Annotated in this window: 13 protein-coding genes and 1 pseudogene; 8 read left to right on the top strand and 6 right to left on the bottom strand. The window is 67.7% G+C overall.

The window, feature by feature from the left end:
- Nucleotides 1-11: 11 nt before the first annotated feature.
- Entirely contained in the window at nt 12-506 is a 495-nt protein-coding gene (locus GH266_RS00070) for an Lrp/AsnC family transcriptional regulator (protein WP_185926488.1), read from the bottom strand.
- Between the two features lie 228 nt (nt 507-734).
- Between GH266_RS00070 and GH266_RS00065 the strand changes: the two genes are divergently transcribed.
- Entirely contained in the window at nt 735-1,709 is a 975-nt protein-coding gene (locus GH266_RS00065) for a sulfurtransferase (protein WP_158192079.1), read from the top strand.
- Nucleotides 1,710-1,816: 107 nt separating this feature from the next.
- Here GH266_RS00065 and GH266_RS00060 read toward each other — a convergent pair whose 3' ends face one another.
- Complete coding sequence (locus GH266_RS00060) at nt 1,817-2,452, bottom strand: uracil-DNA glycosylase family protein (RefSeq protein WP_158192078.1); 636 nt, start codon at nt 2,450-2,452, stop codon at nt 1,817-1,819.
- Nucleotides 2,453-2,608: 156 nt separating this feature from the next.
- Between GH266_RS00060 and GH266_RS00055 the strand changes: the two genes are divergently transcribed.
- On the top strand, nt 2,609-4,177 hold the full coding sequence (locus GH266_RS00055; protein WP_158192077.1) for a sensor histidine kinase: 1,569 nt from the start codon (nt 2,609-2,611) through the stop codon (nt 4,175-4,177).
- 43 nt (nt 4,178-4,220) lie between these two features.
- On the opposite strand, the gene GH266_RS00050 is transcribed toward GH266_RS00055, so the two are convergent.
- A complete protein-coding gene (locus GH266_RS00050) occupies nt 4,221-5,273 on the bottom strand; it encodes an alpha/beta hydrolase family protein (protein WP_158192076.1) in 1,053 nt (350 codons plus the stop codon).
- 151 nt (nt 5,274-5,424) lie between these two features.
- Between GH266_RS00050 and GH266_RS00045 the strand changes: the two genes are divergently transcribed.
- Nucleotides 5,425-6,465 carry an AraC family transcriptional regulator gene (locus tag GH266_RS00045; RefSeq protein WP_158192075.1) on the top strand — a complete coding sequence of 347 codons (1,041 nt, stop codon included), beginning with the start codon at nt 5,425-5,427 and terminating at the stop codon, nt 6,463-6,465.
- A 14-nt stretch (nt 6,466-6,479) separates the two neighbouring features.
- Here the strand turns inward: GH266_RS00045 and cobT are convergent, their stop codons facing one another.
- Entirely contained in the window at nt 6,480-7,508 is a 1,029-nt protein-coding gene (gene cobT / locus GH266_RS00040; protein ID WP_158192074.1) for a nicotinate-nucleotide--dimethylbenzimidazole phosphoribosyltransferase, read from the bottom strand.
- 107 nt (nt 7,509-7,615) lie between these two features.
- Between cobT and cobS the strand changes: the two genes are divergently transcribed.
- The 4 genes from cobS to GH266_RS00020 all read left to right on the top strand — a co-directional run bounded on the left by cobS (nt 7,616) and on the right by GH266_RS00020 (nt 10,648).
- On the top strand, nt 7,616-8,443 hold the full coding sequence (gene cobS, locus GH266_RS00035; protein WP_158192073.1) for an adenosylcobinamide-GDP ribazoletransferase: 828 nt from the start codon (nt 7,616-7,618) through the stop codon (nt 8,441-8,443).
- Nucleotides 8,444-8,582: 139 nt separating this feature from the next.
- A complete protein-coding gene (locus tag GH266_RS00030) occupies nt 8,583-9,698 on the top strand; it encodes an alpha/beta hydrolase (RefSeq protein WP_158192072.1) in 1,116 nt (371 codons plus the stop codon).
- Between the two features lie 51 nt (nt 9,699-9,749).
- On the top strand, nt 9,750-9,932 hold the full coding sequence (locus GH266_RS00025; RefSeq protein WP_158192071.1) for a DUF1289 domain-containing protein: 183 nt from the start codon (nt 9,750-9,752) through the stop codon (nt 9,930-9,932).
- Complete coding sequence (locus tag GH266_RS00020; RefSeq protein WP_158192070.1) at nt 9,932-10,648, top strand: retropepsin-like aspartic protease family protein; 717 nt, start codon at nt 9,932-9,934, stop codon at nt 10,646-10,648. The genes GH266_RS00025 and GH266_RS00020 overlap by 1 nt, the downstream gene beginning before the upstream one ends.
- Before the next feature lie 4 nt (nt 10,649-10,652).
- On the opposite strand, the gene GH266_RS00015 is transcribed toward GH266_RS00020, so the two are convergent.
- Both GH266_RS00015 and dusA read right to left on the bottom strand, forming a co-directional pair.
- Entirely contained in the window at nt 10,653-11,483 is an 831-nt protein-coding gene (locus tag GH266_RS00015) for a sulfite exporter TauE/SafE family protein (RefSeq protein WP_158192069.1), read from the bottom strand.
- Nucleotides 11,484-11,549: 66 nt separating this feature from the next.
- Nucleotides 11,550-12,569 carry a tRNA dihydrouridine(20/20a) synthase DusA gene (gene dusA / locus GH266_RS00010; RefSeq protein WP_158192068.1) on the bottom strand — a complete coding sequence of 340 codons (1,020 nt, stop codon included), beginning with the start codon at nt 12,567-12,569 and terminating at the stop codon, nt 11,550-11,552.
- 380 nt (nt 12,570-12,949) lie between these two features.
- On the opposite strand from dusA, the pseudogene GH266_RS23675 reads away from it, so the two are divergent.
- A pseudogene (locus GH266_RS23675) lies at nt 12,950-13,252 on the top strand (phage tail protein); the annotation flags it as partial.
- Between the last annotated feature and the right edge of the window lie 379 nt (nt 13,253-13,631).

Genomic DNA, 13,631 nt, shown 5'->3' with positions numbered 1-13,631 from the left:
GCTGGCGCGCCCTACTGGTCGTCGCGTTCGGCGCGCGGCTTCTCCGTCTGGACATAGCCGAGCGGCAGCTGGCTTGTCGACTTGATCTGCTCCATCGCGAAGGAGGTGGAGACGTCGGAGATGTCGATCTTGGCGATCAGGCGCTTGTAGAACGCATCATAGGCCTCGATATCCGGCACCGCGACGCGCAACAGGTAATCGACCTGCCCGGCCATCCGGTAGAACTCGATCACCTCGGGGAACTCGGAGATGACGTCGGCGAACTTGCGCAGCCAGTCGTCGTTGTGCCGCGAGGTGGTGATCGCCACGAAGGCGGTGACCTTCACGTTGATCTTCTTCGGATCGAGGATCGCCACCCGGCGCTGGATGACGCCGTCCTCCTCCAGCTTCTGGATGCGGCGCCAGCAAGGGGTCGTGGAAAGTCCGACGCGGCGGCCGATTTCGGCGACCGGAATGGTGCAATCCTCCTGGAGGATCGAAAGGATGCGTCTGTCGATGCGGTCGATCATGGGTTCCTGGCTCGGCGGCTCGAGAGGTGCACGGATTCATTTTCCAATGAATCGCATTCAGGCAACTCTCATTTTCTTCTACTGGCTGGAGAGTGGAGAATATTGGATTTTTCTTCCAATTTCCGTCTCGATTTCGCTTGCCGCGTTTTGTCTCCGGTGTCAACTCCTCCCTTGAAAAGGCGTCTGCAAGGCTCGCAGGCGGCCATCTTTTCTGGAGGCAGGCAGATGTTTGCGTTCTCTCGTCTTGCAGCGACCCTTCTGGTGGTCGCCACATCCTTCGCCGCACCGGTCGCCGTTGCTGCGCCCGAAGTGACGCCGCTGGTCAGCCCGCAATGGCTCGCCGACAATCTCGAGCGCGACGACGTCGTCGTCATCGACATCCGCTCGCCCTTCGCCGGCTCCGGCAAGGAGGACTATCTCAAGGGCCATGTGCCCGGTGCCGTGTGGAGCGAGTATCCCGGTTACTGGCGCACCGACCGCGGCGACCTGGTTGGCATCCTTCCGTCCGTCGAGAAGCTCGAGGCGGCCCTTTCGGAGCTCGGCCTGTCGGAAGACAAGGCGCTGGTGATCGTGCCGGCCGGCGGCAACAGCTCCGAGTTCTCCGCCGCAGCGCGCGTCTACTGGACCGTGAAGTATCTCGGCCACGACGCGGTCGCCATCCTCGACGGCGGTCACAAGGCCTGGGTCGCAGCCGGCCATCCGGTCGAGACCGGCAACGTGACGCCCGTCGGCGACATGTTCGTCGCCGAGCCGCGGGCCGATTATCTCGCGCAGACCTCCGATGTCGCAAAGCGCCTCGAGACCTCCGCCGTGCTGATCGACGGCCGCCCGGCCAACCAGTTCGCCGGACTGGACAAGCATTCCAAGGCGACGCGCTTCGGCCGTATCCCCGAATCCGTCAGCCTCGACCAGGCCGTCTTCTACGACGACGCGAAGGGCCAGCTGAAGCCGCAGGCCGAGATCTCCGCGCTGGTGCCGGCAACGCTGGGCGACAAGTCGGTGGAGATCGTCTCCTACTGCAACACCGGCCACTGGGCCGCGACCAACTGGTTCGTGCTGCACGAGCTGCTCGGCTACAAGAACGTGTCGCTCTACGACGACAGCATGGTCGGCTGGTCGCAGGACGAAACCCTGCCGATGACCTCGGACCGCACGGTCCTCGACGAGGTCCGCACCTTCCTGAGCGACCTTTTCGGCTGATCGGCCGCACGCTTCCCCCTCTGGGATACTCCCCGGGGCCTCGCGCCCCGCACCTTCCGCCGGCGTTCGGGCCTCGTCCCGGGCGCCGGCCTTTTTGTTTGCCCGCCTCAGTCCAGAAGACGCGCCACCTCCGCCCGCACCACCGGCAGGCACTCCTCCTCGAACCAGGGATTGCGCTTCAGCCAGGCATTGTTGCGCCACGAAGGATGCGGCAGCACAATCGCCGCAACGCCTTCGGCCCGGGTTTCCTCCAGGATCTCGCGCCAGGCGGCGACCGTCTCGCGCACCGACCCGCGGCGATGGTCGCCGAGGTGATAGGCCTGCGCATAGGCGCCGATGACGAGCTTCAGCCGCAGCTGCGGCATGGCGGCAAAGACGCGGTCGTGCCAGAGCCGGCGGCACTCGCGGCGCGGCGGCAGGTCGCCGCCCTTGTCGTCGAGCCCGGGAAAGCAGAACCCCATCGGCACGATGGCGAGTTTCGCAGGATCGTAGAAGACATCCTCGCCGATCCCCATCCACTCGCGCAGCCGGTCGCCGCTCGGATCGGTGAACGGCCGGCCGCTGGCGTGAACGCGCGTTCCCGGCGCCTGACCGCAGACCGCGATGCGTGCCGTCCTGGACATGACGCAGACGGGCCGCGGCTCGTGCGGCAGAGGCCGTCCCGTCGGAGCCGTGACGCAGGCCCGGCAGGCGCCGATCTCCTGCGCCAGCGCGGCAAGCCCCGATCCGCTTTTCGCTGTCATTCGCTCTCCTTGCCCCCGACTGCCCATGCGCCCGCGATATAGGATCGTGACGTTTGGTTAACCACGTCCTTGAGGCGGATATTAAGGGTTGGTCACCACACTGGACCTGTTTCGATCCAACCGGGCAAGGCCCCGGCAACCAGGTGCCCGAGTTACATGTCCGCGCAGGAAACCACCAGCAGCGAGGCGAAAACGGCCCTCAACAGCGAGCGCGCCCGGCGACGGCGCGACGTGGCGAAGACCGTGCGCAATGTGCGCGAGCGGCTGTCGACGGGCGACGGCTCTACGCCGAACTTCGAATACGAGCTGCTGCTCACCTTCGCCAAGAATCGCCTGAGCGCGGCGCTCGCGCTGCCGCTGTTCGCGCTGATCGTCGGCAGCATCTCGCTGCTGTGGATGCGGGTCGACATCGTCGTCGGCTGGCTCGTCTTCACGCTCATCGCGCACACGCTGCTGCTGATGGCCTGCCGCCGCTTCGAGCGCGAAACCCCGGCCGAGGCCGATCTGCCGCGCTGGCGCCGCCAGATGATCATCGGCGACATGCTCTACGGCCTGTCCTGGGCCGGGTTCTTCCTGCTGCAGTCGACCGCGCCCGGCCATGACGGCTCGGAAATCTTCCAGTTCGCGACGATGCTGATCGTCATCGCCATGCTGACCATGCTGTCGGCCAGCCTGCCCCGCGCCCTGCTCGCCGGCACGCTGCCGATCACGCTGGCGATCGTCGTGTCGTTCCTCAACCAGCAGACGGCGATCCACTACGCGATGATGGCCATGGCCATCGGCGCGCAGGGCTTCTTCCTGATGCTCGGCAACCAGCTGCACGTCTCCACCGTGACGATGCTGGCCTTCCGCGCCGAGAAGGACCATCTGATCTCCGAACTGGAACAGGCGAACGCGATCTCCGACGAGGCCCGCCGGCGGGCGGAGGAAGCCAATCTCGCCAAATCACGGTTCCTGGCGACCATGAGCCACGAGCTGCGCACGCCGCTCAACGCCATTCTGGGCTTCTCCGAGGTCATGAAGAACCAGCTTCTCGGCCCGATGCAGAATGACACCTATCGCGAATATTCGGCCGACATCCACAATTCCGGCCAGCATCTTCTCAACCTGATCAACGAGATCCTCGACCTGTCGCGCATCGAGGCGGGCCGCTACGAGCTCACCGAGGAAGCCGTGCCGCTGGCCGAGCTTCTCGACGACTGCAAGCACATGATGGCGATCCGCGCGCGCAAGAAGAGCATCACCATCACGGAAGCCTATGAGGTCGACCTGCCGAAGCTGTGGGTCGACGAGCGGGCCGTGCGCCAGGTCATCCTGAACCTGATGTCGAATGCGGTGAAGTTCACCCCGTCGGGCGGCGAGGTGCACATCAAGGCCGGCTGGACCGCGGGCGGCGGCCAGTACATCTCCATTCGCGACAACGGCCCGGGCATTCCGGAAGACGAGATTCCCATCGTCATGCAGGCCTTCGGCCAGGGTGCCATCGCCATCAAGAGCGCGGAGGAAGGCACCGGCCTCGGCCTGTCCATCGTCCAGGCGCTGGTGCAGATGCATGGCGGCAAGTTCGAGCTGCGCTCCAAGCTGCGCGAAGGCACCGAGGTGATCATCACCTTCCCGGCCTCGCGCGTGCTGGAAGCCATGCCGGCTCTGGAAGAGACCGCGAGCGCGGGCATCAACCCGCGCCGCAGCGCCGCCCGGCGGATGATCGTGCGCAAGGCGTCCTGAGGCGGCAGCACGCGCTGCCGCCTTCCGTCCGGAGCCCTTCGTTCTATTCGGCGCCTGTCCGGGACAGCCCGAGAAAGTCGGCCACGATCCCGACGATCTCTTCATGCGCCCTCGCCCGGTCCGCGCCCTGCGGATCGTCGCAGATCGGATCGTCCTGCCACTTTCGCAGCAGTTCCGCCCCGCCCTCCTTGCACACGCCAAGGAAGGTGAAATGGTGCGCCGGTGCGACTGCGAGATGGCGCGCACCGGGCACGCGGGCGGCCAGACCGCTGCCCTGCGGACCGACATCCACCGCCGGCCAGCGATCTTCCTCGCCCAGGTTGAGGAAAAGGACCGGCCCCCGGACACCGGCAAGGCTTTCCTCCGCCGCGGCATGGGTGAACCCTGGATCGACCGAGATCACCGCCGAGACGCGCAGGTCCCGCATATCGGCCGAAAACGCCTCCGGCAACGCATCCAGCCGCACTCCGCCCTTCGCCAGGAAATCGCAACCGGCCGCTTCCTCTCCGGCCTTCCGGCAATAGTCGGCGAAGGCGTCGCGGTCGAACCGCAGGCCGGCGAGGCCCAGAACGGTGCTGCCACCGAGCGAGAAGCCGAGCGCGGAAATGCGTTCGCGGTCGATATGCGGGGCGAACTGCGGGTCGCCGAGCACGGCCTCCAGGGCGGCGCCCAGATCGGCGGCGCGCGGCGCCAGCCGCATGGTCCGGCGCGGCGAGGAATCGCCCGACGTGGTGCCGGGATGGTTCACCGCCAGCACGATGGCCCCACGCGCGGCCAGGCGCGACGACAGCCACGTCAGCCCGTCCATCGCGCCGCCGGAGCCATGCGACAGCAGGATCAGCGGATAGCGGCCCTCGGCGACCGCCGCGCCGACCATTGCCGGCGCGCCCTCGAACAGGACGCTGTCGCCGATCAGGTTTCGATAGGTCGCCCGGCCTGCCGGATACCAGAGCGAGGCGGCAATCGGCAGGGCGCGGTGACGGGCCGGTACGTCCATCCGGTCGTAGCCGGGGATCGCCAGCGTTTCAGCAACTGCGGAAACGGGAGGCAGGACGGTAAGAACGGACAGCAGGGCGGCAAGGGCAAGACGTTTCATCGCGGGATCTCCTTCGGGGTGGCGATGAGATCCCGATGCCACCCCGAGCCCGCCCTTGCGTCCTGAAACCGGATCGAGGACGACTGCAACCGGATCCTGTACCAGGGATGCGTCCGGCCTCGTGCCCGATACGATTCACCGAGGACCCTTCATGCTCGTCCTGCCGATCCCCCTTGCCGTCGCTCTCGTGCTGGCATTCCTGGCCTGCCGCTTCGTGCTGCTGCGGGACGGGCCTTCGCTCTTTCCCTTGCTGCTCGGGGCGGCGGCGCTGCAGGGCACCCTGATTTCCCTGGTCCAGCACTACGGCATCGCTGCGCTTCAGCCGGTGCTGCCGGTCACCGCCTCGCTCGTGCCCCCGCTCGCTTATCTCGCCTTCCGGCAGGCGGCGATCCGCGCGCCTGCCCTGCCCGGCGCGCTGCCGCATGTGGCCGCGCCGCTTGCCGCCGCCCTTGCCGTGCCGCTCGGCCAGGGTGCATTGCAGTGGCTGCCGGATGCCGCCCTCGTCGCCTTGTATGCCGGGTATGGCGCCGCGATCCTCTATCAGGCGCGCGGCCGCGAGGACCTGCCGCTCGCACGGCTCGAGGCCGGCCATCTGCCCCGGCGGATCTGGCAGGCGGTCGGCGCCTCGCTTCTGCTGTCGGCGGTCAGCGATACGGCGATTGCCATCGCGCTGATGTCCGGCGAAGCGTGGTTGCGCCCGCTGGTGGTCAGCCTCACCTCGTCGCTGGCGCTTCTGGCCGTGGGCCTGCTCGGCCTCGTTGCCGCGCGCCCCGGATCGGTGGGAGAGGACGAAGGGCCCGATAGCGACGAGGCCGTCCCCAGGGAGACCGGAGCCGAAAGCGGGGCGGACATCGAGGCCGACAAGGAGTTGATGGCACGTCTCGGCGCACTGCTCGACCAGGGCGGTGCGTGCCTCGATCCGGACCTGACGCTCGCGCGCCTTGCCCGGCGCCTGCACGTGCCGATGAAACAGCTCTCGGCGGCGATCAACCGCACGCAGGGCGAGAACGTGTCACGCCATGTCAACGGCTACCGCATCCGCCACGCCTGCAAGCTGCTCGCAGAAGGCCACGGCGTGACCGCCGCGATGCTGGCCAGCGGCTTCAACACCAAGTCCAACTTCAACCGCGAATTCCTGCGCGTGACCGGCGAGACGCCGAGCGCCTATAGGGCGCGGGTTTCTGCCGGCTGAGACGGAAGCGGGAGTTAGTTATCGCCCTTCCCCGACACGCCGGCATCGGCAAACGTCGCCATGCCGTCATGCACCTGCGCGGCCGCACGCACGATACCGGCGGCGAGCGCTGCGCCCGTTCCCTCGCCGAGCCGCATGCCCAGGTCCAGCAACGGCTCCTTGCCGAGCTTTTCCAGCGCCATGCGATGCGCCGGCTCGGCGGACAGATGCGCGAAGAGGCAATGATCGAGCGCGCGCGGATCCATCGCATGCAGCACGGCGACGGCGGCGGTCGCGACGAAACCGTCGACGATCACCGGCGTGCGCTGCAGGCGCGCTGCCAGCACCGCACCGGCCATGGCGGCAAGCTCGCGCCCGCCGACGCGGCGCAACACCTCGAGCGGATCGCTGGTCCCCTCGATCCGGGCGACGGCCTGCTCTACGGCGGCACGCTTGCGCGCCATGCCCTCGGCGTCGACACCGGTGCCCGGCCCGACCCAGTCGCCCGGCACACCGCCGAACAGGCCGGCCAGCAGCGCGGAGGCAACGGTGGTGTTGGCGATGCCCATCTCGCCGATGCACAGCAGGTCGGTTCCGCCGGCGACCGCCTCCATGCCGAAGGCCATGGTCGCGGCGCAGTTGGCCTCGTCGAAGGCGTCTTCCTCGGTGATGTCCGGCGTCGGCATGTCCAGCGCCAGGTCGAAGATCTTCAGGCCGAGATCGTGGGCGATGCAGATCTGGTTGATCGCCGCGCCGCCGGCTGCGAAATTCTCCACCATCTGCCGGGTGACGCTGGCGGGAAACGCCGAGACGCCCTTGTCGGCCACGCCATGATTCGCCGCGAAGATCGCGACGACCGGGCGGCTGACCTTGGGACGGCCGCGGCCGCTCCAGCCGGCCAGCCATTCGGCAAGCTCTTCCAGCTTGCCGAGTGAACCGGCAGGCTTGGTCAGCTGCGCGTCGCGGGCGCGCACTTCCGCCACCGCATCCTCGTCGGGTCCGGGCATCTGGCGGATCAGGTTGCGAATGTCGTCGAAGGGAAGCGCGGACGGCGAAAGGGACATGGGCTGGAAACTCCGGCTGGCATCGGCAGTCCGCACGATCTTGGCGGCGGGCGGGGGCCGATCTATAAACCGGCGGGCGCAGGCTCGCAAAGTCGGATGAGTGAAAAATGAAGCCTGAGGCCGAAGTCCCCCGCGACAGGATCACTGACCCCGTGCTGCGCGCGGCTGCCGACCTTGCGGCCTGCCTGCGCTTCTTCTCGCGCGTGCCCGTCCCGGCGGCGAACCGGCTGGACGATCCGTCGCAGCTTCCCGCCTTCTCCCGCGCCGCCTGGCTCGTGCCCGTCGCCGGCGCCCTGCTCGCCCTGCCGCCGGCCCTGCTGCTGGCCCTCCTCGGCCTCACGGACCTGCCGCCGCTTGCCGCCTCGCTTCTTGCCGTCGCCTTCGCGATGATGCTCACCGGCGCGTTGCACGAGGACGGGCTCGCCGATGTCGCCGACGGGTTCTTCGGCGCCAGCCGGCGCGAGCGGCGGCTGGAGATCATGAAGGACAGTCGCATCGGCGCTTTCGGCACGCTGGCGCTTGTGGTCTGCGTCGGATTGCGGGCCGTGCTGCTCGCAGCCCTCATGGCGCGTGTCGGCGCGCTTTCGGCAGCTCTCCTGCTGATCCTGGTTGAAGCCGCGTCGCGCGCTGCCATGGTCGGCGTGTGGACGGCGCTTGCCCCTGCCCGCCCCGACGGGCTCGCGGCGGCCAGCGGCCAGCCGTCGTCTCGCGCGGCGATGGTTGCCATGCTCCTCGGCCTGGCCGCAGCGCTCACCGGTCTTGCCCTGCTTCCCGCCCCGGCCGTCTTCGCCGCGCTGCTTCTTGCCGCTACGGCAGCTACCGGCACCGCCCTGCTGGCACGGGCACGCATCGGCGGGCACACGGGCGATGTGCTCGGCGCGACACAGCAGCTCGCCCTTGTCGGCCTGCTTCTCGGCTTCTGCCTTGCGCAATGACTGCATCCAGGCGCATTTGCTGATAAGAAGAACAACGGCTTTCGGCAGGCGCTGCCGGCCGGTTTCAAGTGAGGTCCGCAGCGTGCCGAGTTCCGCTTCCCGTTACGGCAGAAACGCCTCCGCCCGGCCGGCGGCGGTGATGATCCTTGTCGCCGCGCTGGTCCTTGCCGCCTGCGCCGGGCGTCCCGGCCCGGGCAGCCTGATCGAGACAGAGGCGACCGCACCCGGCGCAAAGATGCACGAGATCCTGGTCGCCACCACTCGCAAGCGCGACACCACCCGCGGCAGCCTGTTCAGCGGCGAGCGCGGCGGCGGGCTCGACCATGCGGTCGCCACCGTTTCCGTCCCGCCCGACCACAAGCCGGGGGCGATCGAATGGCCGTCCATTCCGCCCGGCGACCCGGCCAAGGACTTCACCCTGCGCTCGGCCGCCTATCTCGACGACAAGGGCTTCAGCGCCGAGCTGGAGCGCCAGCTGGCGAAACGACCGAAGGGCAAGCGCGAAGTCTTCCTCTTCGTCCACGGCTACAACACGCGCTTTCCCGAAGCGCTCTACCGGATGACGCAGCTGAAGCACGACAGCAACATGCCGAGCGTGGCGGTGCTGTTCACCTGGGCCTCCAGCGGCGACGTTACCGGCTATCTCTACGATACCAACAGCGCCACCATCGCGCGGGACTCGCTCGAGCGGACCCTGCGTGCGCTCACCGCCTCCAGTGCCGACAGGGTCAATGTGCTGGCCCACTCGATGGGCAACTGGGTGCTGACGGAGACGATCCGCCAGATCCGCATCTCCGGAAAGCCGTTGCCGGCCCACAAGATCGGCCTGATCGCGATGGCCGCACCCGATGTCGATGTCGACGTGTTCAAGGCGCAGCTGCGCCGCACGGGCAGGCCGGAGCGGCCCTATGTCATCCTCGTTTCCCGCGATGACCGGGCCTTGCGGGCGTCCAGCCTGCTCGCCGGCGGCGAGCGGCTCGGCGCCTATGGCGACGAGGAGGAACTGGCAAAGCTCGGCGCGGTGGTCATCGACCTTACTGCCGTGAAGGGAGGCGATGCCGCGAACCACGGCAAGTTCGCCCAGCTCGCCCAGGTCGCGCCCGAACTCAACCAGGCACTGCAGTCGCTGGAGCTGCGACAGCAATCCGGGCCGACAGAGACGACCCTGGACGTAGTGGGCAACACGGCCAAGGCGGCGGTCACCTTCCCGCTCAAGATCCTTGCCGCGCCGATCACGATCTTGTCCGGGCGATGAAATCTCCCACATGGGATGGATGACACCGCAACGACAGGACCAGCGAGAGACATGACTGGCAGCGACAGCCCCTGCATCCGCCTTTGCCGGATCGACCCGGCAACCGGCCTTTGCGTCGGCTGCCGGCGGACGCTCGACGAGATCGCCGGCTGGGCGGGCTTTTCGGACGATCATCGGCGCGCGATCAACGCCTCGCTTCCAGAGCGGACCACCTCGACGGCGGAGGCAAGCTGATGTTTCGCGGCAAGACTGCAGGCCTCGTCATCCTCGCGCTCCTGGCCGCCGTGATCGTGACGGCCCTCGTCGCGTATCTGTTCGGCTTCCAGATGCCGGGCGATGACGGCGGCTATTCCGAAACCGGCCCCCGCATCGTCGCGCTGCTGGCCTTGCTCGTGGTGATCGGCGGCTCGATGGCCGCCTCCCCTCGCCAGGTGCCGGCGCTGCTGCGCAGCCTGCTCATCTGGGGGGCTCTCGGTGCACTGCTGGTCACCGGCTATGCCTGGCGGGACGAACTGGAGGTCGTCGCCCGCCGCGTGGTCGGAACGCTGGTTCCCGGCATGGCGCTCACCGATCCGCAGACCGGCACCATCACGATCATCCGCGACGGCTCCAGCCATTACCGCATCGCCGCGCAGGTCAACGGCGCCGATGTCGACTTCCTGTTCGACACGGGCGCCTCGGCCGTGACGCTGACGGATGCCGATGCGCGGGCGGCCGGCATCGATCCTTCGGTGCTGTCCTACACGGTTCCGGTGTCGACGGCGAACGGGCGCACCGAGGTCGCCACCGTACGGCTGGACCGGTTGCAGATCGGCGAGTTCACGCTTGCGGACCTGCGCGCCTTCGTTGCCCGGCCGGGTGCGCTGGAAACGAGCCTGCTCGGCATGTCGGCGATGGACCGGCTCAAGAGCTGGCGAGTCGAGGGCAACAGGTTGATCCTGGAGCCGTGAGGCGTCAGCCCCACAGGCTCCAGGCGAAGCGGGCGGCCACCGACAGCAGGAACAGTCCGAAGAAGACCTCGAGATAGCGGCGCGGCAGCGCATGGGCGATCTTGACGCCGAACGGCGCGGCAAAGGTGGTGATCGGGATGATCAGCGCCACGCCGAGGAGGTTTACGTAGCCGAGCGAGAACGCCGGCAGGTTCGGCTCGCCCCAGCCGGCCCACATCATGCCGATGACGCCGGGAATGGAGATCAGCACGCCGGTGCCGGACGAGGTCGCCACCGCCTGGTGGATGGGCCGGCCATAAAGGGTCATGAAAGTGTTGTTCATGACGCCGCCGCCGATGCCCATCAGCGTGGAGAAAAAGCCGATCAACACGCCGCAGATCGCCCGGATGGGATTGCCGGGGATGTCGTTGCCGATCTTCCAGCTTTCACGGTTGAACAGCATGCGCAGGCCGACGATCACGGCGATGCCGGCGAAAATGCCCTTGAGGCTGTCGCCGGAGACATAGGCTGCGACCAGGCTGGCGGCCACCACGCCGGCAGGCACGGGGATGATCCAGCTCTTCAGCAACTCGAGATCGGCCGCGCCGCGCTTCTTGTGCGCCATGAAGGAGCGGATGGACGTCGGCACGATGATGCCGAGCGAGGTCGCCACCGAGATGTGCATGCGGACGGACTCGTCGACGCCGAGCCAGGTGAGGAACTGGTAGAGCACCGGCACCAGCACCGCCCCGCCGCCGATGCCGAAGACGCCGGCAAGCAGGCCGGCGACGGCGCCCGACGCAACAAGGGCAAGCGCGAGGCCGATGACCTCGCCGTTGATCGACGACAAATCCATGAAAGCCCCCACTGGATGCGGCGCGGGAAGGAAGCGGGGACGGGCGGGCCGGACTCAGCCGGTCGCCTACCCCGTGGCTTCTAACTGACCCAAGGCGGCCGCTTTGTCCAGTCCGGCACTGGCAATCTCGGCAAGGGCCGTGTCCAGCACCTCGATGCCGGCGCCCGGCTTCACCGCGTCCACCGTGAGGCGGCGGCGCCAGGAGCGCGCGCCCGGCACCCCGTGATAGAGCCCCAGCATGTGGCGCAACATCTGGTTCGCCCGGCCGCCTTCTTCGAGCCGCGCCAGGATATACGGGCGGAAGGCCTCGACCGCCTCCTCGCGCGTCGCCACAGGATTTTCCGCCCCGTGCAAGCGGCGGTCGACATCGGCCAGCAGCCAGGGATCATGATAGGCCGCACGGCCCAGCATCACCCCGTCGACCCGCTCAAGATGCGCCTCCGCCTCATCGAGGTCGGCGATGCCGCCGTTGATGCCGATGTAAAGGTCCGGCAGGCGCTGCTTCAGCCGGTAGACGCGGTCGTAGTCTAGCGGCGGAATATCGCGGTTTTCCTTAGGCGACAGGCCTTTCAGCCAGGCCTTGCGGGCATGAACCCACAGCGCGTCGACGCCGGCCGCGACCACGGCGTCGGCAAGCCGGTCGAGCGCCTCTTCCGGGTCCTGGTCGTCGACGCCGATGCGGCATTTGACGGTGACGGGGATCGAGACGACCTCACGCATGGCGGCGACGCTTTCGGCGACCAGCTCCGGCTCGCGCATCAGGCAGGCGCCGAAACGGCCGGACTGCACCCGGTCGGACGGGCAGCCGACATTGAGGTTGACCTCGTCATAGCCGAACGCCTCGACCACGCGTGCGGCCTCGGCCAGTTCGCGCGGGTCCGAGCCGCCGAGCTGGCAGGCAACGGGATGTTCCATGGCGTCGAAGCCAAGGAGTTTTTCCCGGTCGCCATGAATGACGGCGGCGCTCGCCACCATCTCGGTATAGAGCAGCGCATGGGAGCTGAGATGACGGTGGAACGCCCGGCAGTTGCGGTCGGTCCATTCCATCATCGGCGCCACGGCCAGCCTGTTCGATTGATATCTCATAACTCTACATACATCGGGTGCATCGGGAACGGAGTGTGTGTACTCCATTTTAGGGCCGAACTCTCCCGGTTTCGACCTCCCATCGTGCACCTCGCCCGTCTCAACCACCGTCTCAAGCGCCGCCGCACGCGCGTCGAAGGGGCTGGCGACCGCTCCTCCCCCAGTGCGCGGCGCGGCGCGGATGTACCTTTCACGCGAGCGCGCTGCCCGAAATCCGCTCCGCCGGGCGGCGTCCCGCTTTGCAACCTTGCGGTACGCATTACAACTAATGAGATAATATTCTATATTTACCAACTTAAGATTGAAAAACTATACTGCGATGCGCAGCATAGCACTTTGCGGGCACGATTCGGGCCGCGCGCAATAGGAAGGAGACTGGCATGAAGGGCAAACTCCACCTGCATCATACCCTTGCCCGGGGGCTCTCCGCCCTCGGCATCGCCGGAACGCTCGGCCTGGGCGGCGGCCTGCTCGTCGTCGGCACGACGCCTGCACAGGCCTGCAACATGGAGGCCTACATCGGCACCGTCTGTGCCTTTGCGTTCAACTGGTGCCCACGGAACTGGCTCCCGGCCGACGGACGGCTGATCGCGATCAACGGCAACCAGGCCCTCTACAGCCTGATCGGCACCCAGTACGGCGGCTCGGCCCAGAGCGGCCAGTTCGGTCTCCCCGATCTGCGCGGCCGGGCGATTCTCCACTACGGCACGGGCCCCGGCCTGCCGACACAGCCCTTCGCCATGCAATCCGGCGTACCCACCACCACCCTCAACGTCTCCACCCTGCCGCCGCACAACCACGCGGCAACGTTCACCGGCACCGGCGGCGGCATTCAGACGGTCAATGTCCCGGCAGATGCCGGCACGCTTGGGGTCACTGCCACGCTGTCCGCCAAGGACACGGCCGGCATTGCCGATATTGCAACCGGTTCGTCTCTCGGCAAGGGCGCATCGACGGGGGGAGGAGCGGCAACGATCTATGTGCCGGCGGCCACCTCGGGAACCGAAGTGGCGCTCGGCGGCCTCGACGTGCAACTGACGGGCACAGCCGGTCACGGCCCCA

The sequence above is a fragment of the Stappia indica genome (assembly GCF_009789575.1).
Lineage (GTDB): Bacteria > Pseudomonadota > Alphaproteobacteria > Rhizobiales > Stappiaceae > Stappia > Stappia indica_A.
The sequence above is the reverse complement of the archived record's forward strand: the minus strand, read 5'-3'. Positions and strand labels throughout refer to the sequence as shown.

What these genes read in the sequence shown, in the direction of transcription:
- GH266_RS00065 (WP_158192079.1), top strand. Translation starts at nt 735, where the DNA reads ATGTTTGCGTTCTCTCGTCTTGCAGCGACCCTTCTGGTGGTCGCCACA.
- cobT (WP_158192074.1), bottom strand. Translation starts at nt 7,508, where the DNA reads ATGTCCCTTTCGCCGTCCGCGCTTCCCTTCGACGACATTCGCAACCTG.
- cobS (WP_158192073.1), top strand. Translation starts at nt 7,616, where the DNA reads ATGAAGCCTGAGGCCGAAGTCCCCCGCGACAGGATCACTGACCCCGTG.
- GH266_RS00015 (WP_158192069.1), bottom strand. Translation starts at nt 11,483, where the DNA reads ATGGATTTGTCGTCGATCAACGGCGAGGTCATCGGCCTCGCGCTTGCC.
- GH266_RS00060 (WP_158192078.1), bottom strand. Translation starts at nt 2,452, where the DNA reads ATGACAGCGAAAAGCGGATCGGGGCTTGCCGCGCTGGCGCAGGAGATC.
- GH266_RS00020 (WP_158192070.1), top strand. Translation starts at nt 9,932, where the DNA reads ATGTTTCGCGGCAAGACTGCAGGCCTCGTCATCCTCGCGCTCCTGGCC.
- GH266_RS00055 (WP_158192077.1), top strand. Translation starts at nt 2,609, where the DNA reads ATGTCCGCGCAGGAAACCACCAGCAGCGAGGCGAAAACGGCCCTCAAC.
- GH266_RS00045 (WP_158192075.1), top strand. Translation starts at nt 5,425, where the DNA reads ATGCTCGTCCTGCCGATCCCCCTTGCCGTCGCTCTCGTGCTGGCATTC.
- dusA (WP_158192068.1), bottom strand. Translation starts at nt 12,569, where the DNA reads ATGAGATATCAATCGAACAGGCTGGCCGTGGCGCCGATGATGGAATGG.
- GH266_RS00050 (WP_158192076.1), bottom strand. Translation starts at nt 5,273, where the DNA reads ATGAAACGTCTTGCCCTTGCCGCCCTGCTGTCCGTTCTTACCGTCCTG.
- GH266_RS00030 (WP_158192072.1), top strand. Translation starts at nt 8,583, where the DNA reads ATGATCCTTGTCGCCGCGCTGGTCCTTGCCGCCTGCGCCGGGCGTCCC.
- GH266_RS00025 (WP_158192071.1), top strand. Translation starts at nt 9,750, where the DNA reads ATGACTGGCAGCGACAGCCCCTGCATCCGCCTTTGCCGGATCGACCCG.